Origin of the sequence: Paenibacillus sp. P32E, from assembly GCF_001909085.1 — a bacterium.
Taxonomy (GTDB): Bacteria; Bacillota; Bacilli; order Paenibacillales; family Paenibacillaceae; genus Paenibacillus_AQ; species Paenibacillus_AQ helianthi.
Genome location: NZ_LVYY01000005.1, coordinates 151,348 through 177,630, shown reverse-complemented (window position 1 = coordinate 177,630; position 26,283 = coordinate 151,348). Strand labels below are relative to the sequence as shown.

21 protein-coding genes and 1 tRNA gene are annotated in these 26,283 nt (G+C 52.0%); 7 read left to right on the top strand and 15 right to left on the bottom strand.

The features are described 5' to 3' along the window. Window positions 1-11 precede the first annotated feature (11 nt). A tRNA-Arg gene (locus A3848_RS06840) sits at window positions 12-85 on the top strand. A gap of 501 nt (window positions 86-586) precedes the next feature. On the opposite strand, the gene A3848_RS06835 is transcribed toward A3848_RS06840, so the two are convergent. The 9 genes from A3848_RS06835 to A3848_RS06795 all read right to left on the bottom strand — a co-directional run bounded on the left by A3848_RS06835 (window position 587) and on the right by A3848_RS06795 (window position 10,780). After that, window positions 587-1,777, bottom strand: coding sequence for an anhydro-N-acetylmuramic acid kinase (locus A3848_RS06835; protein ID WP_074084199.1), 1,191 nt, complete (start codon window positions 1,775-1,777; stop codon window positions 587-589). After that, window positions 1,774-3,561, bottom strand: a complete 1,788-nt coding sequence (gene nagZ / locus A3848_RS06830) for a beta-N-acetylhexosaminidase (protein ID WP_074084198.1) — start codon at window positions 3,559-3,561, stop codon at window positions 1,774-1,776. The genes A3848_RS06835 and nagZ overlap by 4 nt, the downstream gene beginning before the upstream one ends. Window positions 3,562-3,598: 37 nt before the next feature. Continuing rightward, window positions 3,599-4,846 (bottom strand): exo-beta-N-acetylmuramidase NamZ family protein, encoded by a 1,248-nt coding sequence (locus A3848_RS06825; RefSeq protein WP_083611968.1) that lies wholly within the window; start codon window positions 4,844-4,846, stop codon window positions 3,599-3,601. Further along, the gene (locus tag A3848_RS06820; protein WP_074084197.1) at window positions 4,843-5,544 is read right to left on the bottom strand and encodes a hypothetical protein; all 702 of its coding nucleotides are present in this window, start codon (window positions 5,542-5,544) and stop codon (window positions 4,843-4,845) included. Before A3848_RS06820 ends, A3848_RS06825 begins: the two co-directional genes overlap by 4 nt. 36 nt (window positions 5,545-5,580) lie before the next feature. Beyond that, a complete protein-coding gene (locus A3848_RS06815) occupies window positions 5,581-6,687 on the bottom strand; it encodes an ABC transporter ATP-binding protein (protein ID WP_074084196.1) in 1,107 nt (368 codons plus the stop codon). Between the two features lie 37 nt (window positions 6,688-6,724). Beyond that, window positions 6,725-7,558, bottom strand: coding sequence for a carbohydrate ABC transporter permease (locus tag A3848_RS06810; RefSeq protein WP_074084195.1), 834 nt, complete (start codon window positions 7,556-7,558; stop codon window positions 6,725-6,727). A gap of 21 nt (window positions 7,559-7,579) precedes the next feature. Continuing rightward, the gene (locus A3848_RS06805) at window positions 7,580-8,491 is read right to left on the bottom strand and encodes a carbohydrate ABC transporter permease (RefSeq protein ID WP_074084194.1); all 912 of its coding nucleotides are present in this window, start codon (window positions 8,489-8,491) and stop codon (window positions 7,580-7,582) included. 68 nt (window positions 8,492-8,559) lie between these two features. Beyond that, the gene (locus A3848_RS06800) at window positions 8,560-9,912 is read right to left on the bottom strand and encodes an ABC transporter substrate-binding protein (protein WP_074084193.1); all 1,353 of its coding nucleotides are present in this window, start codon (window positions 9,910-9,912) and stop codon (window positions 8,560-8,562) included. Window positions 9,913-9,937: 25 nt separating this feature from the next. Next, entirely contained in the window at window positions 9,938-10,780 is an 843-nt protein-coding gene (locus tag A3848_RS06795) for a MurR/RpiR family transcriptional regulator (RefSeq protein ID WP_074084192.1), read from the bottom strand. Window positions 10,781-11,008: 228 nt separating this feature from the next. Between A3848_RS06795 and A3848_RS06790 the strand changes: the two genes are divergently transcribed. Together A3848_RS06790 and murQ are read left to right on the top strand one after the other, a co-directional pair. Then, window positions 11,009-11,983, top strand: coding sequence for a BadF/BadG/BcrA/BcrD ATPase family protein (locus A3848_RS06790; protein WP_074084191.1), 975 nt, complete (start codon window positions 11,009-11,011; stop codon window positions 11,981-11,983). 22 nt (window positions 11,984-12,005) lie between these two features. Beyond that, a complete protein-coding gene (gene murQ / locus A3848_RS06785) occupies window positions 12,006-12,902 on the top strand; it encodes an N-acetylmuramic acid 6-phosphate etherase (protein ID WP_074084190.1) in 897 nt (298 codons plus the stop codon). Window positions 12,903-13,046: 144 nt separating this feature from the next. Here the strand turns inward: murQ and A3848_RS06780 are convergent, their stop codons facing one another. The 6 genes from A3848_RS06780 to A3848_RS06755 form a co-directional block, all read right to left on the bottom strand. Further along, the gene (locus A3848_RS06780; RefSeq protein ID WP_074084189.1) at window positions 13,047-14,924 is read right to left on the bottom strand and encodes a FapA family protein; all 1,878 of its coding nucleotides are present in this window, start codon (window positions 14,922-14,924) and stop codon (window positions 13,047-13,049) included. A gap of 194 nt (window positions 14,925-15,118) precedes the next feature. Continuing rightward, the gene (gene pstA / locus A3848_RS06775; protein ID WP_074084188.1) at window positions 15,119-15,994 is read right to left on the bottom strand and encodes a phosphate ABC transporter permease PstA; all 876 of its coding nucleotides are present in this window, start codon (window positions 15,992-15,994) and stop codon (window positions 15,119-15,121) included. Then, window positions 15,991-16,941 carry a phosphate ABC transporter permease subunit PstC gene (gene pstC, locus A3848_RS06770; RefSeq protein WP_074084187.1) on the bottom strand — a complete coding sequence of 317 codons (951 nt, stop codon included), beginning with the start codon at window positions 16,939-16,941 and terminating at the stop codon, window positions 15,991-15,993. The genes pstA and pstC overlap by 4 nt, the downstream gene beginning before the upstream one ends. 94 nt (window positions 16,942-17,035) lie before the next feature. Next, a complete protein-coding gene (locus A3848_RS06765; RefSeq protein ID WP_074084186.1) occupies window positions 17,036-17,899 on the bottom strand; it encodes a phosphate ABC transporter substrate-binding protein in 864 nt (287 codons plus the stop codon). A 59-nt stretch (window positions 17,900-17,958) separates the two neighbouring features. Next, on the bottom strand, window positions 17,959-19,377 hold the full coding sequence (locus A3848_RS06760) for a TolB family protein (RefSeq protein WP_143192350.1): 1,419 nt from the start codon (window positions 19,375-19,377) through the stop codon (window positions 17,959-17,961). A gap of 158 nt (window positions 19,378-19,535) precedes the next feature. Further along, window positions 19,536-19,979, bottom strand: coding sequence for a hypothetical protein (locus tag A3848_RS06755; protein WP_074084184.1), 444 nt, complete (start codon window positions 19,977-19,979; stop codon window positions 19,536-19,538). 218 nt (window positions 19,980-20,197) lie between these two features. Between A3848_RS06755 and A3848_RS06750 the strand changes: the two genes are divergently transcribed. The 4 genes from A3848_RS06750 to A3848_RS06735 all read left to right on the top strand — a co-directional run bounded on the left by A3848_RS06750 (window position 20,198) and on the right by A3848_RS06735 (window position 26,261). After that, window positions 20,198-20,929, top strand: coding sequence for an ABC transporter ATP-binding protein (locus tag A3848_RS06750; protein WP_083606751.1), 732 nt, complete (start codon window positions 20,198-20,200; stop codon window positions 20,927-20,929). Beyond that, the gene (locus A3848_RS06745; protein WP_074084182.1) at window positions 20,926-21,963 is read left to right on the top strand and encodes an ABC transporter permease; all 1,038 of its coding nucleotides are present in this window, start codon (window positions 20,926-20,928) and stop codon (window positions 21,961-21,963) included. The genes A3848_RS06750 and A3848_RS06745 overlap by 4 nt, the downstream gene beginning before the upstream one ends. A 57-nt stretch (window positions 21,964-22,020) precedes the next feature. Beyond that, window positions 22,021-22,719 (top strand): TetR/AcrR family transcriptional regulator, encoded by a 699-nt coding sequence (locus A3848_RS06740; protein ID WP_074084181.1) that lies wholly within the window; start codon window positions 22,021-22,023, stop codon window positions 22,717-22,719. 233 nt (window positions 22,720-22,952) lie between these two features. Then, window positions 22,953-26,261 carry a DEAD/DEAH box helicase gene (locus A3848_RS06735; protein WP_074084180.1) on the top strand — a complete coding sequence of 1,103 codons (3,309 nt, stop codon included), beginning with the start codon at window positions 22,953-22,955 and terminating at the stop codon, window positions 26,259-26,261. Window positions 26,262-26,283: the final 22 nt, after the last annotated feature.

Sequence of the window (26,283 nt, the reverse complement as noted above, 5' to 3'; positions counted from 1 at the left end):
TGTCACATCATGTCCCGGTAGCTCAGCCGGATAGAGCATGCGCCTTCTAAGCGCACGGTCGGGGGTTCGAATCCCTTCCGGGACGTCATAGAACAGCCTCCCTTCGGGGAGGCTGTTCGTGCGTCTGGGGATGAGAACCCCAAGGTTGGTTCGATGGAGCCTATGCCCCGTGAGCACACGCTTCGCAATCAGCCGGGTTTCGGCTGCATCCTTTCCGGGACATTACACAACAGCCTCCCTTCGGGGAGGTTATTTGTGCGTGTTCCCAATTTATGTGTTATGCGGACTCCAGAGTCGCTATTTGCACAATAGCACTGTTTTCGGGATGGTTGCGGACTGGAGAGACGTTAATCTGGCTGAGGCAGCACAAAATGGGGGAATTCCGCTCCAATAACGGCTTCTCTGTCCGCAAGTGTCTGCCAACAGGGTTTTACCAGTAAATAGTGTCTACTGTGTCCGTAACATTGGAGATTGGAAAAGTCTTGTACCCATATAGTTGAACCGGGGGATTTCGGGGTCAAGATCCAGAAACAGATGCTCAGAGCCGTTAGCAGCCTTGAGCATCTGTTGTGTAAGCCGCGAGCACCTAAGGAAAGGCCAGCTTGCCCATAATAGTCTGCCGCTCAGCACCTGTAGCGGACGGGAGATTATTCGCCACTCCGTGCATAAAATCATTGCCCAGTAAAGCGAAAATAATAGCCTCCTTCGCATCATCGTTGTAGCCTAGTTGGCCTGAGGTGAGTACCTTTTGATCCGGCAGCATTGCTTGCAGCATGTCCAGCAGCGCAGCATTATGCGCGCCGCCACCGCTGACAATGACCTCGTCTATCCGGCATAACGGGAACACGTACCGGTTGTAGCCTTCCGCTATCGTCCGCGCGGTAAAGGCTGTAGCCGTTGCTACGATATCCGCATCGGCTAAACTTCGTTCTCTCGCCTTGGCGGCAAATTCCTCGGCGTAGGCTTTGCCGAATACCTCACGGCCCGTAGACTTCGGAGGCTTCAGACCAAAGTACGGATGCTGTATCATTTCCTCTACAAGTACCCAGTCTGCTGTCCCCTGCATTGCCCAGGTTCCGCCATCATCGTAAGACCGCTTACCGCCGCTCAGCAGGTATACGATCTGATCGATGACCATATTGCCGGGTCCGGTATCAAAGGCGAACACATCTTCCGGCCCCGCCGCCGATGGCAGCGCCGTACAGTTGCCGATACCCCCAATGTTCTGCAGCAATCTCCCCTTGCCGGGATCGCGGTACAGAATCAGGTCTCCGTAAGGAGCCAGCGGCGCTCCCTGCCCTCCCACCGCCATATCTGCCGGACGGAAATCTCCAACAACCATGCATCCGGTCCGTTTCGCCAGCACAGACAAATCTCCGAGTTGCAGCGTGGATCTGACAAGATACGGATCCTGAATATCCGGCTGCGGAATATGCCATACGGTCTGCCCATGCGAACTGATCAGGTCGATCTCCTTCATCTCCATTCCGGCACTGCGAACGGCCTCAATGGCCGCCTGAGCGAAACGTTCCGCCAGATACACGTTCATGCCGCACACCAGATCAACCGACGAATGCTGCACTGTGCACAGCTCCTTAAGCCGCTCCCTGAGTTCATCATCATAAGGGGTACTGTAATAGTGCAACAGCTTAACCTTAGCCTGTAGACCGCTTCCTTCTATAGAAACGACCGCGGCATCTATGCCGTCCAGCGAAGTGCCTGACATTAGTCCAACAACCTCAGAGTTCGGCTTATGGTTCCAGAGCGGGCCAATCATAACCTCATACCCCAGCCAGCAGGATATTCCCCGCCAAGTGAAACAGGCAATTTGCCCTGGAACGCAATGTGTCCAAGGAGCGCTTGGGCTACGCTCTCCAGCGCAAGCGGGCGGCTCTCATAAGTTGCGGCGTAAGCCTGAACACCCGGCATAGCCAGCAGATCGTATGGATTGCGCAGGGCTACAATCACCAGCGGCTTTCCAAGACTAAGCAGCAGCTCCACCAGCTCAATCTGCCCGGCATGAAACTGGGCATTGTACGTGCCAACGACAATCTGCACAACTTCCTCTGCACGTGCTTCCTCCAGCAGCTTTGCCGCATAAGTCCCGATTTCAGCAGCAGGAACCACACGGTCAATACTGTCCAGCCCGTGTCTTGCGAGCATTGCCCCCAGCCCGGGTGCGGCTGAGAACGATTCATCGACCAGCGTTGCCACCACAGGGGCAGCCGTAATCACCAATGTCCTCCCAGTCTTCTTCAGGGGAAGGATAGAACTGTTATTGCGAACCAGCGTTATGCTGGCTTCACTGATACGCCGTGCCACTTCAAGATGAGCCGCAGTTCCAAGATCAGCAAGCTCCCCGCTGAAATCCGAGTTTCCTGCAGCAGCCATAGCTCCCCCAACGGCACCAGCCTCTAGTCCGACAACCACTCCTGCACCAGGATCATCGCCGGCTGCACCCATAGCACCGTCCTCCCCTACAGTCTCCGCGCCTGCGGCAATCACTCCCCGCTTTACCTTCAGCGCCAGCAGACGCCGGACGGATTCATCAATCCGCGCTTCACTGATGCGGCCAACCGTTACCGCACTGCGGATCGCCTCCATCGCTGCGAGCTGTCGGTCGGCACGGTGGCTGACCAGAACCATATCCGCGCCTGCTTCAACAGCCAGCACCGATGCCTCCACCGTTCCGTAGTGCTCGGCAATAGCATTCATCTCCATACAATCGGTCATAATGATCCCCTGATAACCCAGCTCTTCACGCAGCAGCCCGGTGAGAACCGTCTTGGAAAGGGTAACCGGCAGCTTCTCGCGCTCAAGTGCCGGAAAGTAAATATGTGCCGACATCATGGCATCCACACCTTCGGCGATGGCTCTGCGGAACGGCACCAGTTCCACCTGATCCATCCGCTCCCGGCCGTGCGGGATCATTGGAAGGTCAAGATGTGAGTCAACGTCAGTATCGCCGTGACCCGGAAAATGCTTTGCTGTAGCGGCAACGCCCGCTTCTTGATAGCCGCGAATCATCGCCGCGCCATAATCAGCCGCCAATTCCGGCGACTCTCCGAAAGAACGGACTCCAATCACCGGATTCTGCGGGTTGTTGTTGACATCCAGCACAGGGGCATAGTTCAAATTAATGCCCATCGCGGCCAGCTCGCGGCCACTGATAAGTGCCGCCTGGTAGGCATCTTCCAGTGATCCGGCAGCGGCGATCGCCATCCCGCCAGGCATAAGGGCGATGCCGCCGGTAATCCGGGCAACCATCCCGCCTTCCTGGTCCATCGAAATCCAGAGTGGAGCCTTGCCCCCTTCGGCTGCAGCCTTCTGCAGATCCGCAGTCAGCAAGGCAACCTGCTCCGGCGACTCCACATTGCGGGCAAAATAAATCACACCGCCAATCCCGTTGTCAGCCACAAGCTTAAGCACTTCATCCGATGCCGCAGTTCCATCGAATCCGCACATCAGCACCTGGCCGATTTTATCGTTCAGACTCATTGCGGCGACCGCCGCATCAAGACCGGTTTCCAGCCTTGCCACTTCACGCCAAACGATTGCCATCACTGCGCCTCCCCAAATTCAGTTATCTGGTTACGATTTAAGAATATAAAAGATAAGGCTGACGCATAGCCAGCCACTTAGCACTGTCACTTCGCCATTCCTCAGCAATTGCCTGCAATCCTTCCACTGTGCCGATAGAGCGGCGTACCTCCTCTCCGCCAGTCAGCAAATCAATGAAATATCTCGTCCTGCCCTCCGGCGGAGTGAGCCATTCAAAATACTCAGGATACAGCGTGCTCACCTCATGCAGCAGAGTAAGCCCTGTGTGCACCGGCTCATACCTCTGCGGGTCTGTCACGAACAAGCGCACCCCACCGCATAATTCACCCTGATGCTTCGAGAACGCCGGTGTTGCACGCAGGGGATGGAAATGCACACCGGGAAGTTCATGCTTCCGCATCGCGTCAGTAAGACAGGCGCCATCCAGCCAAGGTGCTCCAATCCACTGGAACGGAATCGTCGTCCCGCGTCCTTCCGACAGATTGGTCCCCTCAAAAAAGCAAGTGCCGCCATACACCCGCACCGTCTCGATAGTCGGCATGTTGGGCGAAGGCAGCATCCAGGGCAGCCCTGTATCCGTAAATTCCATTTCCCGGCTCCAGCCCGCCAGCGAAATCACATCCAGATCACAGTGAAGACCTTTCCTGTCATTAGCCATCCGCGCGAATTCACCAATCGTCATTCCGGTACGGATAGGCATGGTCCATGCGCCAACCATAGATTCATAGCCTTCCTGTAAAAACCCTCCCTCGCAGCCAATGCCGCCAAGCGGGGACGGCCGGTCCAGCACAAGCAGGCTTATGCCATGCTCTGCACATGCCTCCATAACATACAGAAGTGTCGACAGATACGTATAGAACCGTACCCCCAAATCCTGGACATCAAAAACAATGGTGTCCAAGCCCTCCAGCATATAAGAAACCGGCTTCTTATGCTCCCCATACAAGCTATAGACGGGAATGCCCAGCACAGCATCGAATTCATCCCCGAACCTTACTCCAGCCTGATGCTGGCCGTAAATACCATGTTCACAGGCAAAAAGAGCGGTAAGCCTGGAGGAAGCAAGCCCTCTGCAAACCTCCACCGTAGAACGAAAATCCGCTGTGATGCCTGTTGGATTCGTCACCAGCCCAATCCGCCGTCCGTCCAGCAGGGGATGAGAAAAGCCTGCGGCAAGCCGGTCCGCTCCGCTGCGGACAGCCCTCCTTACAGGAGCCTGCCTTCCGCGTAAAACCTGGCCGTCACCGGAACGCTGGTCCACTCCATTGCTTCCCTTTCCGGTCATATCAGCCTGCCTTCCGCATAGGCCGCACTTGTCTCAGGAACACCATCAGCTTCGGCATCCTCGTCAGGGTGAAGCACATTATAGGCCGCTTTATGCAGATAAACGGCAAGCATGCCATTAAACAGCGAGGCAAAACCAACAACCGTAACCACGAGCATTACACCAACGACCAGCGCTTGAAAGAAGGCACCGATGGTATAGGCAGGATAGCGGAGAAAGAGCTTAACACTCTCCCCCATGGCCTTGAAAATACCCAGCTTATTCTGGAGCACCAGCTCCAGCGTATAGAATTGGGAGACAAAGGCCATTGCTACAAAATAAGTCTGAAAAATGGCTATCGTCCAGTTCACCACTCCGTCGCGGCCGCCGTAGAACCACCAGGTGGACCCTAAAATCAGCACCAGCAAGGAGCAGAACAGGCCGAACACGACGGCTGGGACAAAGCCCTTGCGGGCACCCGACAACATCTCTTTGACCGACAGCCTCTTCCCCTCCGTTCTCCGGTGATACGCATAGAATACGCCATAGAACAAAGGCATATATAGAAGCGGAATTAGGATAAACGCCAGCGCCATAGGCGTGAAAATCACCACCGGCACCAGCATGGCTGAGCTGGCCAGACTAAGCAGTGTGATAGGCACAATCTCCCTAAATGACTCCACTCCCGTGCTGACTAATACCTGATTCAGTTTCTGCATGACTTGTCTCCTCCTTCTGTGATTTGATCCGCTGCTTTACCAATCGATTCTCTCTTCCGTTGCCGGATCGAAATAACGCGCTTTGTTCAGATCGAAGATGAATTGCTTGCTGAGATTGATGTATGCCTTGGTCTCCGGATGGACCTTCGCGGTAACGGTTCTGCGGCCTATTCTGAAGTAGACCAGATTCTCCGAGCCGAGATGCTCGACAACCTTGATATGTGCCTGCATCTGATGTTCTGTGGATACACCTGGTGCGAAGTCTTCGCCATAAATATGCTCCGGGCGGATGCCAAGAATAATTTCACGCCCGTTGTAGCTCTTCAGCCCTTCCGCAGCATCTTGTGACAGAACGAATTCCGCTCCGTCAATCCGGATACGGCCTTCTTCCACCCGCGCATCAATGAAATTCATGGCCGGAGAACCAATAAAACCGGCCACGAACATATTCCGGGGGTTGGCATACAGCTCGGTTGGAGAAGCCACTTGCTGAATGACTCCTTTATTCATGACCACAATCCGTTCACCGAGCGTCATCGCCTCCACCTGATCGTGGGTCACATACACAATGGTGGCGCCGAGGCGTTTGTGCAGTTCACCCAGCTCAACCCGCATCTGAATGCGGAGCTTGGCGTCCAGATTGGACAGCGGCTCGTCGAAGAGGAATACCTGTGGATCCCGCACAATAGCCCGGCCCAGCGCCACACGCTGACGCTGGCCTCCGGACAGCTCGCGCGGCTTGCGTTCCAGCATGTCGTCAAGTCCGAGAATCGCTGCGGCCTCCTGGACCTTTTGCTCAATATAAGCCTTCGGCTTCTTCAGATTCTTCAGGCCAAAGGACAAATTCTCACGGATCGTCATATGGGGATACAGCGCGTAATCCTGAAAAACCATTGCGATATCGCGGTCCTTGGGATGAAGATTATTGACGATGCGTTCGCCGATCACAATATCCCCGCTCGTCTGCTGCTCCAGTCCTGCGATCATCCGTAGCGAGGTGGTTTTGCCGCAGCCTGAGGGGCCTACGAACACAACAAATTCTTTATCGTTAATCACAAAATCGGAACCCGCCACCGCCGTAAAGGTCTGCTTGTTCTGATCGTTAAATTGTTTGCGCACATTCCGGAATTCAACTCGTGCCATTGCTCTTCCCCTCCAAAAATAGAATTTCTGCTATAACTCAGCCTTTGACGGCTCCGATAGTAATGCCTTGCAGGAAGTAGCGCTGCAGAGAGAAGAATAAAATCAGCATCGGCAAAGCTCCTACGCTCGCCCCCGCCATAATGGCCCCAAAATCCGTCGATTCCGCGAACACGAAGGATGCCAGGCCCACCTGTATGGTCCGCATCTCGGTAGAGTTCGTAATCAGAAACGGCCAGAAGAATTCGTTCCAGGAAGCGACGAATGTGAAAATGGCCAGTACGGCAAGCCCCGGCTTCGCCAGCGGAAGGATCACCTTCCAGAAGATCCCGAATTCACTGCAGGCATCGATCCGCGCCGCATGAATCAGTGAGGTCGGCAGCGAAGACATGTACTGCTTCATAAGAAAAATGTTGCCGACCGTAATGGCCGTAGGCAGGATAATTGCGGTATAGCTGTCTCCGAGATTGAACACATTGACGATCAGAATATAGAGCGGAATCAGCGTGACCTGGGCCGGGATCATCATCGTGCTGAGCAGCACCCAGAAAATCGCGTTGCTACCGGGAAATTTCAATTTCGCAAAAGCATAGCCCGCAAGGGAAGCAAAAAATACATTGGTAATCGTCAGCACCGAGGAAATGAACAAAGAGTTGAGCAGCCAGCGCCAGGCCGCTGTTTTGGCGAAAAAACGTTCATACGGCGCAAATGAGAAGGCCTCCGGCAGCATGCTGGGACGGAAACTGGCGGTGGCCGCCGAGTCCTGCACAGAGCCGACAAGCATCCAGTACAGCGGAATAATGGTCACAATGCTCCACACAATAAGACACGCAGCCGCGATCAGCAGAAAGATGGTCTTTGATCTGGTTTTCATAACAGGTTCGCTCCTTCCGCCCTAATACTCGACGTCACTCGAGAAGTATTTAAATTGAATGACAGAGACCAGGATAATCAGAAAGGCCAGCACAAACGACTGCGCGGAAGCCAGGCCAAATTCATAGAACTGGAACGCCGTCTGGTAGATCAGATAAGCAATCGTTGTTGTCGCAAAGTTAGGTCCGCCCTGGGTCATCATATACACGGAGATAAACACCTGGAAGGAAGTAATAACTCCCGTTACGAGCAGATACAGCGTGGTCGGTTTGAGCAAAGGCCAGGTAATCCGAGTGAATTTGGTCCAGCCGCTGGCATGGTCAATGTCGGCCGCCTCATACAGCGATTTCGGAACTCCACCCATCGAGGCCAGATACAGGATGATTCCCGCCCCGTGCGAGCCCAGCCAGTTCATGAGGATCAGCGAGAACAGCGCGGTTTTGGACTGCCCCAGCCAGATCACCGGGTCCAGGCCAAACCATTCCAGAAACCGGTTCAACAGCCCGACATTCGTCGGATCAAAAATCGCCAGCCACACGATGGATATCGTTACGCCCGAGGCGACTGCAGGCAGGTACAAGGTGGCCTTGAAGAAGGTCTGCCATTTGGTTTTCATCTGATAAATCAAATAAGACAGCACAAAGGTGATGATGATATTGACGGGAACCGTGCACACCGTAAAAATGACAGTATTGCGCATCGATTTCCAGAAGGTTGCATCCTGAAACAGCCGTTCATAATTATCGAAGCCGATCCAGGTCGAGTTCAGAATGTTGTACTGCTGAAAGCTCATGATCAAAGCCGATACCACCGGATATAGTGTAAACACCAGAAACAGCAGGACCGGTGCCAGGATAAACAGGTAGGCCCAGCCGTATTCACGCCATAATCTGCCGGCGGAACTGCGCACCCGGTTTGGCGCGATTGTCGTCATCCCTTATCCCTCCTCTATTCAGAGAGGACGCCCTATCCGCAATCTGAAGGACGCCCCCGATAAAAGAACTATTTGCCCAGCATTTGGCTGCCTTTACTCTTGAAATCTTCAGCAACAGCTTCCGGCGTTTTCTCTCCGGAATACAGCGCCTGCATGTTAGGAGTGACTACCTGTTCTTTAAATTGCTTCATTTTGGCGGCAATGGCTGTATCGAGCTTCAAGGTTACAGGCATCGCCATATTCTTGGCCATGATCTCCGATGCCTTAATGGTCTCTTCTGTGCCAAGTGCTTTGCCTGCATACTGTTCTGCCTGGGATTTACGTACGAATGGCAACACCAATTCATTGGAGGAGTTTCCGGCTTTCGCCCCGCTTAGGTAATCCAGGACAAGGAAGGTATTTTTGGCATGCTGCTCGCCTTTGTCGTTCTTTTGTTTAAAAGCAATGTAGCCTTCTGCTCCCATAGTAGTTTTCGCAGGAGCATCATCCTTATGGGGAACCGGGAGCAGGACAAAGTCGATCTTCTCACCTTTGACCGTACCGGCGTCAATATCCTTGTTGCGGTTCTGAATCATGACATCATAGTAGGGAATAGCCTTGGAGATTATAGCCGCTTGTCCGGCATAGAACATATCGGAACGTTTGGCTGGAGCAATTGCTGAAGTCTCTTTGGGTAAATAACCTTTATCCAGCAGGCCTTTGATGAAGCTCAGCGTACCCAGGATACGGTTATCGTTCCACTGGAAAGCACCTGATTCGTCCAGGACATCCGGCATATTATTGTTGCGGGACAGCATCTCAATGAAATCGAGCGAGGTTCCGTCTGTGACCAGCGGGTATTGGGTGGAGCCGTCCGGGAGTTTCTTGGTCAGCTTGGCAGCCGCCGCTTCAAACTCAGACCAGGTCCAGCCGTTCTGCTGGATGGCAGCCCAGTCAATTCCGGCTTCTTCGAGAATGCGCTTATTTCCGCCCCAACCCCATTGGAACTGGTACAGCGGAAGGCCATACTGTTTACCGCCTATTTGTGCGAGCGCAAGTGTTCCCGGCAGGTAGTCATTTTTGATCTCATCGGTCATGAACGGGTCGAGATCCAATGCCAGTCCGGTGTTGACATAAGTGCCATCTACACTGTGAAAATACAGATCAGGAGGACTGCCGGCGTTCAGGGCAACATCGAATTTCTTCGGACCCTCTGCCCAAGACAACACTTCCGTCTTAACGGTGATGTTCGGATGTTCCTTCTGGAAATCAGCAACCAGTCCTTTGAGCTCATCCTCGTAGGTACCATGAACCGGATAGGTCCAGACCGTAATGGTGTCCTTGGCATCCGGACGGTTTGCTGCCTCCTTGCCTCCGGAGTTGCTGCAAGCGCTAATCAGCATCATGACCAGAACCAAACCCAAGCATAAACGTTTCTTCATTATTGTCTCCCCTTTGTTTTCCAGGCTATAGCCGTTTGATATGTTGTCTGCTTCTCTCCAAATAAGTAACGGACTGCTCATAATTCCGGCTCGCAACAGCAAGATATAGAATATCAATCAGATTAAGCTGGGTGATCCGGGAAGCCATCGCTCCGCTGCGGATTTCATTCTCGGTAGCGGAGGTGCACAGCGGGATGTCTGCGCTCTTGCTCAAGGTAGAGCTGCCATACTTGGCAATACTGATGACAGTCCCTCCATTTTCTTTAACAATAGAAGCGGCCCGGATGACCTCTTTGGTCTCTCCGGAGTATGAAATACACACAGCCACATCTTCTTCCGAAGCTGTGATCGCGCTCGTAAGCTGAACATGAGGGTCGGCAAAGGAAAAGCTGGTCTTATTAATCCGCAGAAACTTCTGCTGGGCATCCATCGCAATCAGATTGGAAGCGCCCACGCCGAAAAAATAGATTCGCTTGGCGCGGTCAATGGCCTCCACGGCCCGTTCTACCATGTCTTCATCCAGAATCGTCAGCGTGTCCCGGATCGATTGAATATTATTATTGGATACGTTCTGCATGATCGCCGCAATGGTATCATTCGGGCGGATTTCCTGATAGCCGATGATTGCCGGATCTCTGCCCTGCAGATCCCCCGCCACCTTGATCTTCAGATCCTGATAACCCTTGAAACCAATGGTCTTGCACAACCTTACGATGGCCGCCTGACTTGAACCACTCTTCGCTGCCAAATCCGCAATTGAGAGTTGAATCATCTCATCCGGGTTCTGCAGGATATAAGCAGCAATCTTGTGTTCAGAAGGACTTAATGCATCATACATTTCCCTTAGTCGAATTAATCCGCCGTTCATTAAATCCAAGCACCCCCTCATGTAATGGCCGACCTTACACAAACACTGCGCAAATTGATGTTAGATAATATAACTCGTCCCGTTTGCTATTCTCCCAATTACTTGGAATGAATTCATTATATGAGCTGTGAAATAAAATTTCAACAACTTTTTTATTTATGAAATTTTGTTTTACTTTGTGGGCGGATTCTCATATAATTAGGAAAAAATCAAAGTGGTGAGTGATCGATGAAAGTGTACTTAGGCCTTGATGGTGGCGGCACAAAGACCGATGCATCCGCTTTGAATGAGTCGGGAGAGCTACTTGCACGCTATATCGGCGGCCCCTCCAATCCTCATAGCGCGACCTTAGGTGTAGCGCTTACAAGAGTCATGTCAGCTATTGACGGATTGCTGGAACGTTTGCAGACAGACGTAGCTGACATGACCTCAATCTGTCTTGCAGTGTCAGGTTTTTCGACAAAGGAGGAACAAGCCTGCTTAAAGAACGCTGTTCTTCAGCATTTGTTGAAGCGCGGAATATCCATCCCGGTATTCATCCAATCTGAAGGTCAAATATCATTGATGGCTGCGCTGGGCAACAGCTTCGGAACACTGATTATTTCGGGGACAGGCTCGATCTGCTATGGCTACAGCCCGGATGGCTCCTGCCATCGTACAGGCGGATGGGGGCATCTTCTTGGAGATGAAGGCAGCGGCTACCGGATTGGACTCCGTGCGGTCCAGACCGTAATGCGCAGCCATGACGCTGCTCAGCCTCCTACCGTAATGACCGGTATGATTATGGAAGAATACTGTTTACAGCAGATCACTGATTTGAAGGAATATATTTATCATCCTTCTCATACCAAAGCTGAGATTGCCGCCTTCTCGAAGCTCTGTATCGGAGCGGCTGAAGCCGGGGACCCCGCCGCAACTGCCATTCTCTCTGAAGAGGCGGAAGCTCTTAGCGATACGGCGGCTGCGCTGTTGCGCCAAAACCCGGTGCTGATGACGCTTCCTGTAGTCCTCAGCGGTTCGGTCTTCAGGTATTCTCGCGTTTTTTATAGACTCTTCTGCCAGCGTCTGCTGAAATTCAGCAGTGCCCTGGAGATTGTGGATGGGAGCCACGGAGCTCCGCCGTCCACGGGGGCGGCAAGGCTGGGGAAGCTGCTGCTGGACGAAACGGACGGGAAATCGAAACATCACCACAGACAACAATAGACAGACAGGAGGACGAAACCTCATGAACGATATTTTAGCGAATTTGATGACAGAGCAGCCCAACGATAAGACCACGGATATCGACAGCCTCAGCTCTGCTGAAATTATGCAGTTGATTAACAATGAAGACCGCCTCGTCGCGGAGTGCATCCAGGGCCTGATCCCGCAAATTGCCAGAGCGGCGGATTATATTGTATACGCCTTTCGGACGGGCGGCAGACTGTTCTATGTCGGTGCCGGAACCAGCGGGAGAATCGGTATTCTGGATGCTTCGGAGTGCCCGCCCACCTACGGCACCCCTCCCTCCATGGTGCAGGGACTTATTGCCGGCGGTTTCCGGGCGGTTAAAGATCCGGTGGAAGGTGCGGAAGACAGCTTGGAATTGGGAGCACAGGACATCGACGAATGTGCCGTCACCGATAAGGATGTAGTGGTCGGAATCGCTGCCAGCGGACGCACCCCCTATGTACTGGGAGCGATGAAACGGGCTGGGGAGCGGGGAGCCGTCGTCATTGGGCTATGCAATAACACGGGTACACCGATGGCCGGGGTCGGCAAGCTGACGATTGAAGCCGTAGTAGGACCGGAGGTTGTTATGGGCTCCACGCGGATGAAATCAGGCACGGCACAAAAAATGATCCTGAACATGCTGACGACAACCGCCATGATTAGAATCGGAAAAGTCTACCGGAATCTGATGGTCGACCTGAACCCCTCCAATGAGAAGCTGGTCTACAGGGCAAAGCGTATTATTGAGCTGGCGACCCATGCTTCCGAGGAGCAGATTGAGGCCGCGTTTACGCTTGCTGAAGGTCATGTGAAAACAGCCATTATTATGATTCTAAGTGATGTTGATGCTGGCGAAGCACGGCGGCGGCTTGCAAAAGCGGATGGATTCGTGCGTGGAGCATTGCAGTAGAAGCGCAGACGGGGGAATTACAGCAGATTGTATAGTGAACTTCTGGCGCAGCAATAAACAACCTTCCTTCCGGAGGGCTGTTTATTTGTCGGAAAGTGGAACTGGCAGAGCGAGGCGAGGTACGCGGCTCCCCTCTGCCAGCATTCACTTGGATTCCATCTGTAATTTCAGCATACGCACCGTTTCGGCGTCAAAATTCATATTCTCTACAGGCTCGGTGATTTCGGTCGTATACCGGTCTACGGTAATTTTACCATGATACATTTTGCGTACGGTAATGCTGTGCTTGGCCTTAAGCAGGGATTGCGCGCCGCTCTCACCTCCGACGTAATAAGCAGAAATACTGCCTCCCGACTCCAGCTTGGAGCCGCGGCAGACGGAAAATGTCTTCAGAAACGTAATATTTCCTGAGGAAAACAACTCGCTCTGCACAATTCCGTCTCTATGAATCAGAATGTCTCCATTCGATTTCAGTGTGCTGTTCTGGCATTTGCCGATATTGACCTCTACTTTGGACTCCTGCATCCGGGCCACACCGGAATGCAATTCTTCCAGCATCACGATCACTCCGCTCAGCGAAGCTTCCGTCAGGAAATCCACCAGTTGAACCGGCTTCAAAAACAGATTCAGGAAATGCAGTGTCTGGCCCAAATCCTGATGATAATTGGCCTGAACGGTTGTCAGTACCGAGAGCAGTTCCTTAATAATCTGCGGAATCTTTTGAAACTTGCTCTCCAGCAGCAGCAGCACCGCTTGTCCGAAATTCACACTTTGATTGCGGCTCTGCACCGCCTGGTTCAGCAACCAGACCGCCTTTTGCAAATTTCTGCCCTCATCAATCAGCTGTTTGGAACAGTTATAGATCCGGTTGTACATTACGCCAAAGTACCCCGAATACAGGTTACTATTGACCACATTCCCTTTAACCACAATACTGCCGGTAGCTGTAATTGTAGAATTATAAATACTTCCGGCTACATACACATTACCCAGGGACTCAATAATCATATTGTCTTCGACATCCCCGCGAATCACCACATCTCCTGAGAATACGATATTGCCTGATTTGATATTCACGTTGCCGGGAACGAGGTAGGAGGTACAGATATCGAAACTTTTGATTTTGTCACCTGTGACTCTTGGCCTTCCTTCATACAGTGCCCGCACCTCGTTATTAATCAGCAGCACAGTGTTATTCCTAGCGAGCACAGTAATGTCATTCGGGGGAGGCGGGTAGAGAATTTCTCCATAGACATCATAGCCGGGAATCCCCTCAGCAATCGGAATCTTGCGGGCGATAACCTGCCCTCTGATCGCTGACGGAATACGAAGGTGGCTGCGGTAGTCTACCTGGCCTTCGATTTCATTAAATTCATTCTCAATGGTTTCGGAAAAAAACAAATCCAAACGTGCATTCTCCCCGGGTACAGCCGCTCTTCCTTTGGATGCGGGAATGGGCTGATAGGTGGGATTCTGCAGTTCTCCATGTATGCCGGAAATGTTCAGATTCTGAATGATTCCCCGCTGCTCAAAATCGACAATAATCTGATTCAGCCCCAGTTGGCCGGTTACCGTCTCCAAATCAATGGAAGCATCGACTTTAAGCACACTCGAAGAATATTGATTGTTTAGCCGCCAGCGAAATTTCTTTGGGGAATATAGAGTAAAAAAGGCCATCAGCCGGTCTTCTGAAATGGTAATTGCATACAAGGGAGGCTCAGACAGCTCCCAATCGATAATATCCTGCGACGTAACAGGGGTCGGCTCTTCAATGGCTTGTCCATTGACATGGATCACGACGGGAAGAACGGCCGAGATCACGGCTGGCGCTCCGCCCGGGAGGGGGTCCTGAACGAATATCTTGTCTGCTCTTACTAACAGACGCCCCGATAGTTCATCGTCAGGAGTCCCCTCACTAATGAACGATTCTTTAACAAGAAACTCATGTTCACCATCATTAGGTGTAAGCTCCAGCGTATTGATCAACTTGTTCAGATCCTGCTCGGACATACGTTTGGGCATCTTACGCACCTCCTTATAAGGTACAACTGATGAAAGGGGGATTCGTATGGAAATGGGATTGCTTTCATTTTAGTATTATTTACAATTTTAAGCAATTAACAATTGAGCATAAACAGAAACGGATGCCCCCTTTACCCAGGTCGGCATCCGTTTCTGTATTCATTAGTACGTATATATGAGAGATCTACTGCCGCTTAGCGTCCCCGGCGGCGTCCGAGCCACAGCGGGAACCGGAAGATGAAATTAATCAGCAGTACCACGAACACAAGCACGGCTGCGGATTTGTCGGCAATCTGCCGCGCATCCTCAACGATGGCCTCTGACTGTACATACCACAGATGAACAGCCAGTGTCTCGCCTGGCGAGAACAGATTGAAATCCCACATCTCGCCGGAAGTGCTGAGGCCCGCAGTCAGAATAATTACAGCCGACTCCCCGAAGGCGCGTCCTGCCACCAGACAGACACCGGTCACGATAGCTGGCATGGCTACCGGCAGCACCACCTTGCGGATAACATGGAACTTGGTCATTCCCAGGGCATAGCCTGCTTCACGGATCTCTCCGGGAACGGCGCGTACCGCTTCTTCCGTAACGCGGGCCAGCATCGGCAGATTGAGCAGTGCCAGGCTGACACCGCCGCCGAGAATGGTCAGTCCGACGTTAAAGTATTCGGCAAAGATCGCGAGACCCAGCAGCCCGAATACGATGGAAGGAACCGAGGATAGCGACTCCACGCAGATGCGCAGCGCTCCGGTGAACTTATTATCCGGCGCATATTCCGCCATATAAATTCCGGCCCCGACACCAATCGGAATCGAAATCAGCAGCGAAATGAACAAAATATAGAAGGAGTTGAACAGCACCGGGCCAATCCCGCCGCCAGCGTCCATTTCCTCCGGCTGCTTGATCAAGAAGTCTGGTCTGAGCGATGGCACGCCTTTGCTTAGAATGGTGAAGAGCAGCCAGAAAATCAGCAGCATGACCAGAGCGCCCAGGGTGTAAAAAGCAATGGTTGCCAATTTGTTGTTACGTTGTGAACGGGCCGAATGGCGTGTTCGGGTAAAATTCATGCTGCATCCCTCCTTTTCCGGCCTAATATGCGGATGATAAGGATCAGCACAAACGAAATCAACAGCAGCAGAAAGGCCATCATGTGCAGCGCATAGTTCCAGGTGGAGTCAAATTCCACATTAGAAATCTGCATTACGATGTTACTGGTCAGCACGGATGAGGGAGTGAACAGGGTTTTGGCCAGCTGCGGCGTATTACCGATAACCATCACAACTGCCATTGTCTCTCCAACCGCACGGGTCATGCCCAGAATAATGGCCGAGATAATGCCTCTATTGGCTGCGGGCAGAACTACACGCATAATCACCTGCAGACGCGTGGAACCAAGGGCATAAGCGGCATCCCGGTATTTGCGCGGAACGGCAATGATGGCATCATCACTGATCCGGCAAATAGTAGGCAACACCATCAGTGCCAGGACAAGCGCTGCCGCAAGCAGGCCGTCTCCCAGCCCTTCCCCGCTGACTCTGCGCAGAAAAGGCAATAGCACGGTCAACCCCAGATAACCATAGACTATAGAAGGAATCCCGACAAGCAAATCCAGCACCGGCCGGATAAAGCCCTTGAGCCATTTCGGAGCAATCTCCGCACACAGCACAGCCATTCCTACCGACACGGGAACTGCAATGAGCAGTGTCAGGGCCGTCAGTGATAATGTATTAACAATAAAGGCAGCGGCGCCAAAGGCTTCCTCTTCCGGGCTCCAGTTGAATGAGAAGAAGAACTCAAGCGGCGAGAGATGAGCGAACAGAAGCAGCGCCGTTTTGCCGATGAATACAATGACAAGTCCAAGCACCAGACAAAGTGCAAGGATACTGAACAGAAAATAATAACGGAACATGGTGTTGCTGAATAAATGCCTGTTGTGGCGTTTGGTGCTTATACTGCTTTCTGCAAGACTGCTCTTCTGTGCCCGCGATGCCAGGTTCTGGACCGGTGCCCCCATACTTTCCCTCCTGTAAGCGGCCACCCCCGCATGAACTCCGGAGCTGGCCGCTGTTACCGTTCAATATATGTTCATGATTCTAAAAGACTTACCATTAACCCTTCATTGCAGAAATCGGAATGAATTTCAGCTTCTTCAGGGAACCCTGCTGGAACTTCTTGCTTTGTACATAATCGATGAATTCTTTGGTTACGCCGCTTGGCTGGCCTTTGGTCATATAATATCCGTAAGCCCAAATCTTGTAAGATCCATTGATGACATTATCTGAAGTTGCTTCAACACCGTTGAATTTCACAGCCTTAATGTCGCCGCCACTTACATAGACAAGGTCGATATAGCCGATAGCGTTAGGGGTTGTAGCAACAGCAGTTTTCATGTCGCCGCTTGATCCGGTTTCTTTATAGTTTTTCTCTTTCTTCGTGATATCCCCGCCAGCCAGTGCCTTAGCCTGATAGTTAACACGTGTACCGGAACCGAAGGCACGGGTAACGACTACAATGTTGGCATCCGATCCGCCGACATCTTTCCAGTTGGTGATTTTCCCAGAGAAAATGCCTTGTAGCTGTTCGGTAGTGAGGTTATCTACACCTACATTTTTGTTAACAATGGTGGCAAAAGGAATAACGGCTACTTTGTTAGCTACTTGTCCTTCAAAAGCCTTGAAGCCGGGAACGTCCATGCTTGCATCCCAGTCGCATGCACCGATATCGGCAATCCCTTTCTTCACAGCTTGTGGTCCAGTGACAGAACCTTTACCGGAAGCAGCGATTTTGACTTTCGGATGAAGCTTCTGGAATTCCTTGGCTGCCTGCAGCGTCAGCGGAAGCAATGCGGTGGAGCCGTTGACTGTAATTTTCCCCTTAAGTGAATCTGCAGCAGCCGCGATTCCGGCAAAAGATGCAGTTACCGCGATAACCGCGGTCAAAGCTGTAACTGTGAATTTTTTGAAAATCTTCATGAATAATTTCTCCTCTCGGCGATTCCGCCGTTATATGATGTGGGTGATGCCTCAGTCGTTTATTTGGAGAGCTGAAGTGCTTTGCCGCCCTGGATTAGGAGCACTTTGCCGTCGCTGACAACAGCAAGCTTGCTGCCATCTTTAGATACGGCTACTTCTGATACATCTTCGGACGTATGGAACAGCACTGTTTTGCTGCCGCTGGCATCAATGGAATAGATAGAAGTGCTTCCGTCCGCTGCTGTACCAGAGACGATCAGACCTGTGGATACCCCAGTTGACCATGAAGGTTCAACATCAAGAGCGATGTTCGTAATAGTTCCGTCCACTGCGATGGATTTCAGGGTGTTGGCTGCATTGCCATCCGGATCTGCACTCAGGTACACGACTCCGCCATTAGCCAGTATTTCCGGATACAACTTATTGTCCAGCGCTGTAGTCAGAGCTACAGGCTTCGCATCTTTGGTAGCGAGATCCAGCTTATACAGCTGCTCTCCGGCTTTGCTGAAATCTACAGTAAGCGAATCTTCTGTACTGTCAGCATCATTTTTGGCGACCCCGGTTACGTTAACAATGTAGACAACACTCTTGGCATCAGCAGACAGACGCAGTTCCGATTTATTCTCCACTTTATCTTCAAGCAGTGCTTTAACGGCACCAGTCTCTACCGAGATTTGAGCGATCTTCTCCTGCTTGTCACCCTGGATGAAGTAGATGGTCTTGCCATCTTGCGACCAGACCAGATCCGTCTTCACGCTGGTATCCGTTCCAAGTGTCGAGATGGCTCCGCTGGCAAGGTTGATCAGCTTCAGCTGGCCTGTCTCATCGGTGAACGCGCCCCAGTTCTGATCTGCGGAAACTGCGAAATCCAGTGCGCTTTCATTGGAAGAGAAAACCTCGTAGTCGCCAGGGTATGTGCGGAATTTGAACAGCTGTGCTGTTTCGGAATCGCTTTTGTTCGCAATAATGCTTCCATTGGCACTCCAGTGCAGCGTATCAAACTGACCTTCCGGACGGGCAAAGCTCAGAATCGTCTGACCTTCAGCCTGCAGTTCTCCGCCAAGCGAAGTAACCAGCTTCGTCAGCTCTACATACGTTTTACCGTTATAATCGACAGGTGCGATGGTGAATTGTTGTGCCACACCATCTACTTGATAGCTTTTTGAGCCTGCTTGAATGACTACATTATGTAATCCCTTGCTGTCGTTCAATTGAAAGCCTCCGCTGCCTAAGATCAGCTTGGCGCCAAGCTCCCCTGCCACTTGACTTAGCGAATACAGCTTATAGCCTTTGCTGTCAATAGTGCTAAGGGTCACTGGCGTTCCGTTCACAGTCCAGGTGGTGCTGCCTTCTTTGACTGCTGAGGTCTTAACGGCGGCAGCATTAGCACTGCTGCTTGTTGCCAAAATACTTCCCGCTCCTCCTGTTACGAGAAGTGCTGAAGCCAAAGCCGCGCTGAACCATTTTCTATTTCTCAATTAGATTCACCCTTTTCCTATAGGTAACTGCTAATGTTATTTTCATCTACGAGTGTCAATTCTGTTCGAGAGGAATGTTATGGAAATATTAACTGCACAAATAAGACCGCACCTGAGCAATCAAGGTCGGCCTTAAGGTAAATTTTAGGTTAAATACGTTAATTCTCAATCCATGTTACGATAATTTCGGTACTGCCGGGATTCGAAGCCGAGCTGGTGCCTATAATAGAATAGGAATATGCATTAGGGACCTTGCCACTAATAATCATGTTTTTCCTGTCCACAATCTGTGTCCCGAGTTTCAGCGATTTGTCATTCACATACTTTTGATAGGTGCTGCCGAGTTCATCCATGCTTTCCCGGGTTTCATAGATCAGCATGGAGGACTTTTTTCCGTGGGCTGCCTCACCCTCAGTAAATGTAATACCCGCACCGGCTGGAATCGGCAAATCCCCGGGAAGATACTGTGACTTGTCTACGCCTTCTTGCGCCAAAGTGCGAAAATGCCCTTCACCCGTCTCACTTCCGGGATTGCTGCATGCACCAAGTCCTGCCGCGGCCACCCATACCAGCAAGCCCAGCACAACCTTTCTGTAGGTCATTTTCCAGCCCCTCTTCTATGGAAAGTATATTATTAGTATATTTACTGATACCCATAATTACCCTAAACTTCCACAGATTAAAACTCCTTTTTGGTTAAACTTTAAAAAAATCTTTTCATTAGGGATTCACTGCTGAAAAAGCAATTTACATCTGTAACGGATTGATTTAGAATAATGAGTGAGTACTCACTCATATCCATGGAATCGAGGAGATTGACATGAACCAAGTGAATCCTGTGATTGCTGTAACCCATGTCCACCGTGCATTTGGCAGCAGAGAGGTGCTGAAGGATATTACACTTCAGGTGGAGCAGGCCGAAACCTTCGGTATCCTTGGCCCTTCCGGCTCAGGTAAAACTACGCTCGTGAAGCTGCTGACCGGCATTGATGAAGTTACCTCAGGGGAAGTGAAGGTGCTGGGTACCCTTGTGCCCAAGCTCTCCCTGCTGCAGCAAATCGGCTATATGGCGCAGTCGGATGCACTTTACACCGAGCTAAGCGCCAAAGAAAATCTGGAATTCTTCGCGTCCCTTTATGGACTAAAGGGCGGAAACCGTGTCCGACGGATCGCCGATGTGATGGAGATTGTAAATCTGCAGGAGCATCTGCGTAAACGCGTGGATCAATATTCCGGCGGAATGAAGCGGCGCCTGTCGCTGGCGATCGCCTTGTTGCATGAACCGCCGCTGCTCATTCTTGACGAGCCTACGGTGGGCATTGATCCGGTATTACGCCAGTCTATCTGGAAAGAGCTGCGTGCATTGAACGGAAAGGGTACCACTATTGTGCTGACTACCCATGTGATGGACGAAGCGGAAAAATGTGACCGGCTCGCGATGATCCGGGACGGGCAGTTGCTGGCTGTGGATTCTCCGAAGGGTCTGCTGCAATCTGCAGGCGTTGCTTCGATGGAAGACGCTTTTCTATATTATGGAGGTGCCCGGCGATGAGAGTACGCGCAATTACCCTGCGGATCCTGCAGCAATTCATTCATGATAAAAGAACCATGGCGCTCATGTTCATCGCCCCGCTTCTTGTGCTCAGCCTGATGAGTCTGGTATTCAATGGAAATGCCTATGAGCCAAAGATCGGGGTCTCCGGCGGTGCGATCCCTTTCACCAGCGCGCTTGAAGCGCAGAACGCGAAGGTTGTTCCATACAAATCAGCGGACCTCGGCAAAGCCGACCTTCAGGAAAGTGAGCTGGATGCCCTCGTTACTCTAAACGGAACTTCACCCGAGGTTATTCTTGAGGGCAGCAATCCGACCGCAAACCGGGCGGTGATGATGGCTGTGTCTGCAGCCATCCAGAATTTTCATCCGGCAAATGTGGGACAAGGCCAGATGAAACCGCAGATCAGCTATCTGTACGGCGCTGAGGATATGAAGACCATTGACCGCTTTGGTCCGATTATGATTGGTGTATTTATCTTTTTCTTCGTCTTCCTGATTGCCGGTGTTTCCTTCCTGCGGGAGCGGACTACCGGAACACTGGAGCGTCTGCTCTCCACGCCCCTGAAGCGCTGGGAGATTGTGCTTGGCTACGTCTGCGGGTTCGGTATCTTCACCGTGTTCCAGGCGCTGCTGATCTCCTGGTTCTCTATCCAGGTGCTCGGCATTATGATGGCGGGGAGCTTCGGCTATGTGCTGCTGCTGACCCTCCTGCTCTCGATGTCGGCTCTGACTTTGGGCACGCTGCTCTCGGCATATGCCGCCAATGAGCTGCAGATGATCCAGTTCATTCCGCTGATTATTGTTCCGCAGATTTTTCTGAGCGGGCTGTTCCCGCTGGATACCCTTCCCCTGTGGCTGCAGCGTGTGGGACTGGCAACGCCGATCTATTACGGCTCGGAAGCGCTGACGAATATCATGATCCGCGGCAAAGGCTGGAACGCCATTGACCTTGATGTCTACGCGCTGATTGGCTTCTCCCTCCTGTTCATGCTGCTCAATGTGCTGGCTCTGCGCAAGCATCGTAAAATGTAAACTTTAATTTTCCTGTGATAGACTATATTGAAGGAAAAGTTTTGGGAGGACAACCGCATGCAAAAGAACAAAGCGGCAGAGCAGCAAGGTCAGGAAGAGTGGATCGCGGAGCTGCTGACCCTCAGTGAAGAACAAAAGATGACACCCAAGCAGCTGGCCATTCTGCAGGCGGGAATTGAGATTTTTTCCGAGAAGGGCTACGCTGCTGCCTCCACCAGTGAAATTGCCCAAAGGGCGGGAGTGGCAGAAGGTACCATATTCCGCTACTACAAGACCAAAAAAGAGCTGCTGCTGTCTATTGTAAGCCCAGCTATGGCCAAGATGATCGCACCTTTCGTGCTTCGCAATTTCGGCGGAGTGCTGGATGTTCCTTTTGAGAGCTATGAAGCGTTCCTGCGGGCCTTTATGGTGAACCGCCTGGAGTTCGCCCGCAAAAATTTTAAGATCCTGAGAATATTCGTACAGGAAATCCCCTTCCAGCCGGTTCTCCGGGAACAGTTCATTGAAAATGTTATGAACAATATACTGGAGCGGGTAACGAATATCACCGATCATTTCAAAGAAAAGGGCGAGGTGGCAGATGTTCCCACCCCTTCGATTATACGCTTCACTATCTCCTCCGTAATCGGGTATCTGTTGGCACGCCTGCTGCTGATGCCGGACAAAGACTGGGATGATGAAGCTGAGATCAACCTGACTATTGAGTTCATGCTGCATGGGATCAGCGGTCCGGCAATACGGCGTGAGAATCAATGAACAGAAAATATTGTTAAAACCAATTTCATCAAATATCCGTCCTATTTTTTGGCACCTGTCGGCCAATCGAATTAAGCATATCGCCCGCGACCCACGGCCATCCTCTACCTGCAGAACTGCGGGCCCAGGATGGCTTTTTGTATTCCTGCTTTGAAGGCGTACGCATGTTCTGCTAATATGGAAGCTATAGTAATTCAGCATTTAAGGATATGTTAGAAGGAAGTGATCATGCGGTGAGTTTTTATGTGCCGGAACGGGTAATCCGGCTGCTGTGCGGCAAGGCAGCTTTTGAACGGGGCTCAGAGGATTATGAAGCTGGAAAGGTCCGGCTGGCCGCCGTAGAGAATAATGAGGGACTGGAATATTCGAAATATCAGGCTACTGTCTACGGACTGGAACCTTACGATATCACGCTTACCATAGACAGCGACGGAGACGTGAACGGCAAATGCTCCTGTCCCGCGTATTCCCACGGTGGACCGTTTTGCAAGCATATTGCCGCAGTTCTGGTATCTGTCCTCTATGCCGAAGAAGACGTGGATGGACAATCATCTGGAATGGAGCCGGATGAAGACCACAGGAATCCACAAAACGTAGCTGATGACTCAAATGACCGGTTTCTTGTAAGCAGTATGCTGGGGTTGTTCGAGAACAACCGCCAACGCCCGAGCGGCGCTGGAGCTTATGTAGATGTTAGAATCCCGCTGGAGATGGAATTTATCTGCAAACCCTTTGCCTATAACTTTGGCAACCGCATGCTCGGCCTTGAACTGAAAGTGGGCCCCAAACGCCTTTACATTGTCCAGAAAATAAGAGCGTTTCTGGAACGCGTCCACCGCGGCGAACCCTTTGAATTCTCCAAGCATTTCATGTATGACCCTGCCCTGCACTGCTTCAAGAAGGAAGACAATGCCGTGCTGCTGAAGCTGATCGAGATTCTTCTGAATGAACGGATCTACCAGGGCAATGCCGCGCCCTATTCCTCTTATTCAGGAAGTATGGGCGGAGAGCGGGTGCTGGCCATTCCGCCTTTTTTCTGGGAGTCACTTCTGCCTGTTCTAGGGGCATCCTCTTCTGTTCATTGGCAGGCTGGTGACACGGTCACCGCAGGCATTCCCATTGAAAACGGGCTCCCTAAGCTTAGTTTTCAATTTGATGAGGCTGAAGAAAAGGGCTACCGGCTGGACATTACAGGACTGGCACAACTTACGGTCATGGAGGATTACGGGCTTGTGCTGTCTGAAAGCAAGCTGCTGAAGCTGCCGGTGCAGGAATGCATACGTCTGTCTGAACTGAAGAGAATGCTGGCCGAGTCCAGAACCAACGGGATCGTTATCGCTCCAGGACAGATGGAAACTTTTATGGACAAAGTGATTCCCGGCCTCAAGAAGCTGGGACAGGTTCATATCGCTGCTGCCATTGCTGACCGGATTGTACAGACGCAGCTGCAAGCCAGGCTCTATCTGGACCGGGTGCGGGACCGGCTGCTGGCCGGGCTTGAATTCCAGTACGGAACGATTGTTGTCAATCCGCTGGAGGAGCAGATGCGTGACCGCGGCGATGAAGTCATCCTCATGCGGGATAGTGAAACCGAGCAGCGGATTCTGGATCTGATGGCCCATGAGTCTTTTGCCCGAACGGACAGCGGCTATATTATGAACGACGAGGAAGGGGAATATGACTTCCTGTACCATACGATTCCATTGCTGGAGCCCTTATTGCAGGTATACGCGACCACCGCCGTCAAGTTGAGGGTGCCTACCGGCACCTACATCCCCAAGGCCAGCTTAACGTGGAATGAAAAAACCGACTGGCTTGATTTCAAATTCGGTATGGACGGCATTCCCGAATCAGATATAGTACTGGTGCTGAAATCCCTGCAGGAGAAGCGCAAATATTACCGCCTGCCGGACGGGGCGCTGCTGCCGCTGGAAACCGCCGAGTTCCAGGAAATTATCGCACTCATTAATGAGCTTGGAATGGGGACTGCCGATATCCCTGGCGCAGAATTCTCTCTGCCTTTAATCCAGGGGCTTCATTTGGATGCCGATACCGGCAAAGGAGGTACCGATGCTATCCGCATTGGACGCTCCTTCCGCCGTCTTCTGGCGAACATGCACAGTCCGGAGAATCTTGACTTTCCGCTTCCGGAGACACTGGCTCCGGTGCTGCGGGATTACCAGCAGTATGGCTTCCAGTGGCTGAAGACGCTGGCTCACTACCGTTTCGGGGGTATCCTTGCAGATGATATGGGTCTGGGTAAAACGCTGCAAAGCATCGCTTTCCTGCTCTCAGAGCTGGAAGATATCCGCAAGACCGGGCTGCCTGCGCTTATTGTTGCACCTGCCTCGCTGCTCTACAACTGGCAGAATGAACTGAAGCGCTTCGCTCCGCAGATCCAAGCGGCTATCGCCGACGGGAACCTGACCGAACGGAGCCGGACGCTGCGGAATGCGGCAGGCTGTGATGTTGTAATCACCTCCTATCCGCTGCTGCGCCGTGATGTCGAGCTGTATGTTAAGCGTTCTTTCCATACTCTCGTCCTGGATGAAGCGCAGGTCATCAAGAACCATGCAACCCAGACGGCACAGGCGGTAAAAGCATTGCAGGCGCGTTATCGCTTCGCCCTTACCGGAACCCCGGTTGAAAATGCGCTGGAGGATCTCTGGTCGATCTACGGCGTCGTGTTTCCCGGACTGTTCCCGGGCAAAAAAGCCTTTCACGATTTGCCCCGGGAGACTGTCGCCAGGCGGATCCGCCCGTTTCTGCTGCGCCGCCTGAAAAGTGATGTACTTAAAGAACTGCCGGAAAAGATCGAGTCCCTTCAGGCCTCCGAGCTGCTGCCGGAACAGAAAAAGCTGTATGTTGCCTATCTCGCCAGGCTGCGGAAGGAAGCGCTCAAGCATCTGGACAGCGATGAGTTCGGCAATGGGTTCGGCAATGGGCGAATCAAGGTGCTTGCCGGACTTACCCGTCTGCGCCAGCTGTGCTGCCACCCTGCACTTTTTGTGGATGGCTATACGGGAGGATCGGGCAAATTCGAGCAACTGCTGGAGATTATCGAGGAATGCCGCAGCTCTGGCAAGCGTATGTTGATTTTCTCGCAATTCACCGAGATGCTTGGGATGATCAGCCGCGAGCTGGGCTTGCAGGGGATTTCACATTTCTACCTGGACGGCCATACTCCTGCTTCAAAGAGGGTTGAACTGTGTGGACTTTTTAATGAAGGAGAAAGGGACCTGTTCCTCATCTCGCTCAAAGCCGGGGGGACAGGCCTGAATCTGACCGGAGCAGACACCGTCATCCTCTATGATCTGTGGTGGAATCCCGCTGTCGAGCAGCAGGCCGCAGACCGGGCACACCGGATCGGACAAAAGAAAGTAGTGCAGGTGATCCGGCTGATTGCTCAGGGCACGGTAGAAGATAAAATGTACGAGCTGCAGCAGAAGAAGAAAAATCTGATCGATGAAGTCATCGAGCCGGGTCAGGAAGCCTTATCTTCCCTAACGGAGCAGGATATCCGCGAAATTCTGATGATCTGATCCACATCAGGAACTAATCATC

Coding starts and splice junctions, on each gene's coding strand:
- A3848_RS06750 (WP_083606751.1), top strand. CDS start 20,198: ATGAACCAAGTGAATCCTGTGATTGCTGTAACCCATGTCCACCGTGCA.
- A3848_RS06740 (WP_074084181.1), top strand. CDS start 22,021: ATGCAAAAGAACAAAGCGGCAGAGCAGCAAGGTCAGGAAGAGTGGATC.
- A3848_RS06780 (WP_074084189.1), bottom strand. CDS start 14,924: ATGCCCAAACGTATGTCCGAGCAGGATCTGAACAAGTTGATCAATACG.
- A3848_RS06835 (WP_074084199.1), bottom strand. CDS start 1,777: ATGATTGGCCCGCTCTGGAACCATAAGCCGAACTCTGAGGTTGTTGGA.
- A3848_RS06790 (WP_074084191.1), top strand. CDS start 11,009: ATGAAAGTGTACTTAGGCCTTGATGGTGGCGGCACAAAGACCGATGCA.
- A3848_RS06815 (WP_074084196.1), bottom strand. CDS start 6,687: ATGGCACGAGTTGAATTCCGGAATGTGCGCAAACAATTTAACGATCAG.
- A3848_RS06800 (WP_074084193.1), bottom strand. CDS start 9,912: ATGAAGAAACGTTTATGCTTGGGTTTGGTTCTGGTCATGATGCTGATT.
- A3848_RS06765 (WP_074084186.1), bottom strand. CDS start 17,899: ATGAAGATTTTCAAAAAATTCACAGTTACAGCTTTGACCGCGGTTATC.
- A3848_RS06805 (WP_074084194.1), bottom strand. CDS start 8,491: ATGACGACAATCGCGCCAAACCGGGTGCGCAGTTCCGCCGGCAGATTA.
- A3848_RS06825 (WP_083611968.1), bottom strand. CDS start 4,846: ATGACCGGAAAGGGAAGCAATGGAGTGGACCAGCGTTCCGGTGACGGC.
- pstC (WP_074084187.1), bottom strand. CDS start 16,941: ATGGGGGCACCGGTCCAGAACCTGGCATCGCGGGCACAGAAGAGCAGT.
- murQ (WP_074084190.1), top strand. CDS start 12,006: ATGAACGATATTTTAGCGAATTTGATGACAGAGCAGCCCAACGATAAG.
- A3848_RS06745 (WP_074084182.1), top strand. CDS start 20,926: ATGAGAGTACGCGCAATTACCCTGCGGATCCTGCAGCAATTCATTCAT.
- A3848_RS06755 (WP_074084184.1), bottom strand. CDS start 19,979: ATGACCTACAGAAAGGTTGTGCTGGGCTTGCTGGTATGGGTGGCCGCG.
- A3848_RS06795 (WP_074084192.1), bottom strand. CDS start 10,780: ATGAACGGCGGATTAATTCGACTAAGGGAAATGTATGATGCATTAAGT.
- A3848_RS06820 (WP_074084197.1), bottom strand. CDS start 5,544: ATGCAGAAACTGAATCAGGTATTAGTCAGCACGGGAGTGGAGTCATTT.
- A3848_RS06810 (WP_074084195.1), bottom strand. CDS start 7,558: ATGAAAACCAGATCAAAGACCATCTTTCTGCTGATCGCGGCTGCGTGT.
- nagZ (WP_074084198.1), bottom strand. CDS start 3,561: ATGGCAATCGTTTGGCGTGAAGTGGCAAGGCTGGAAACCGGTCTTGAT.
- pstA (WP_074084188.1), bottom strand. CDS start 15,994: ATGAATTTTACCCGAACACGCCATTCGGCCCGTTCACAACGTAACAAC.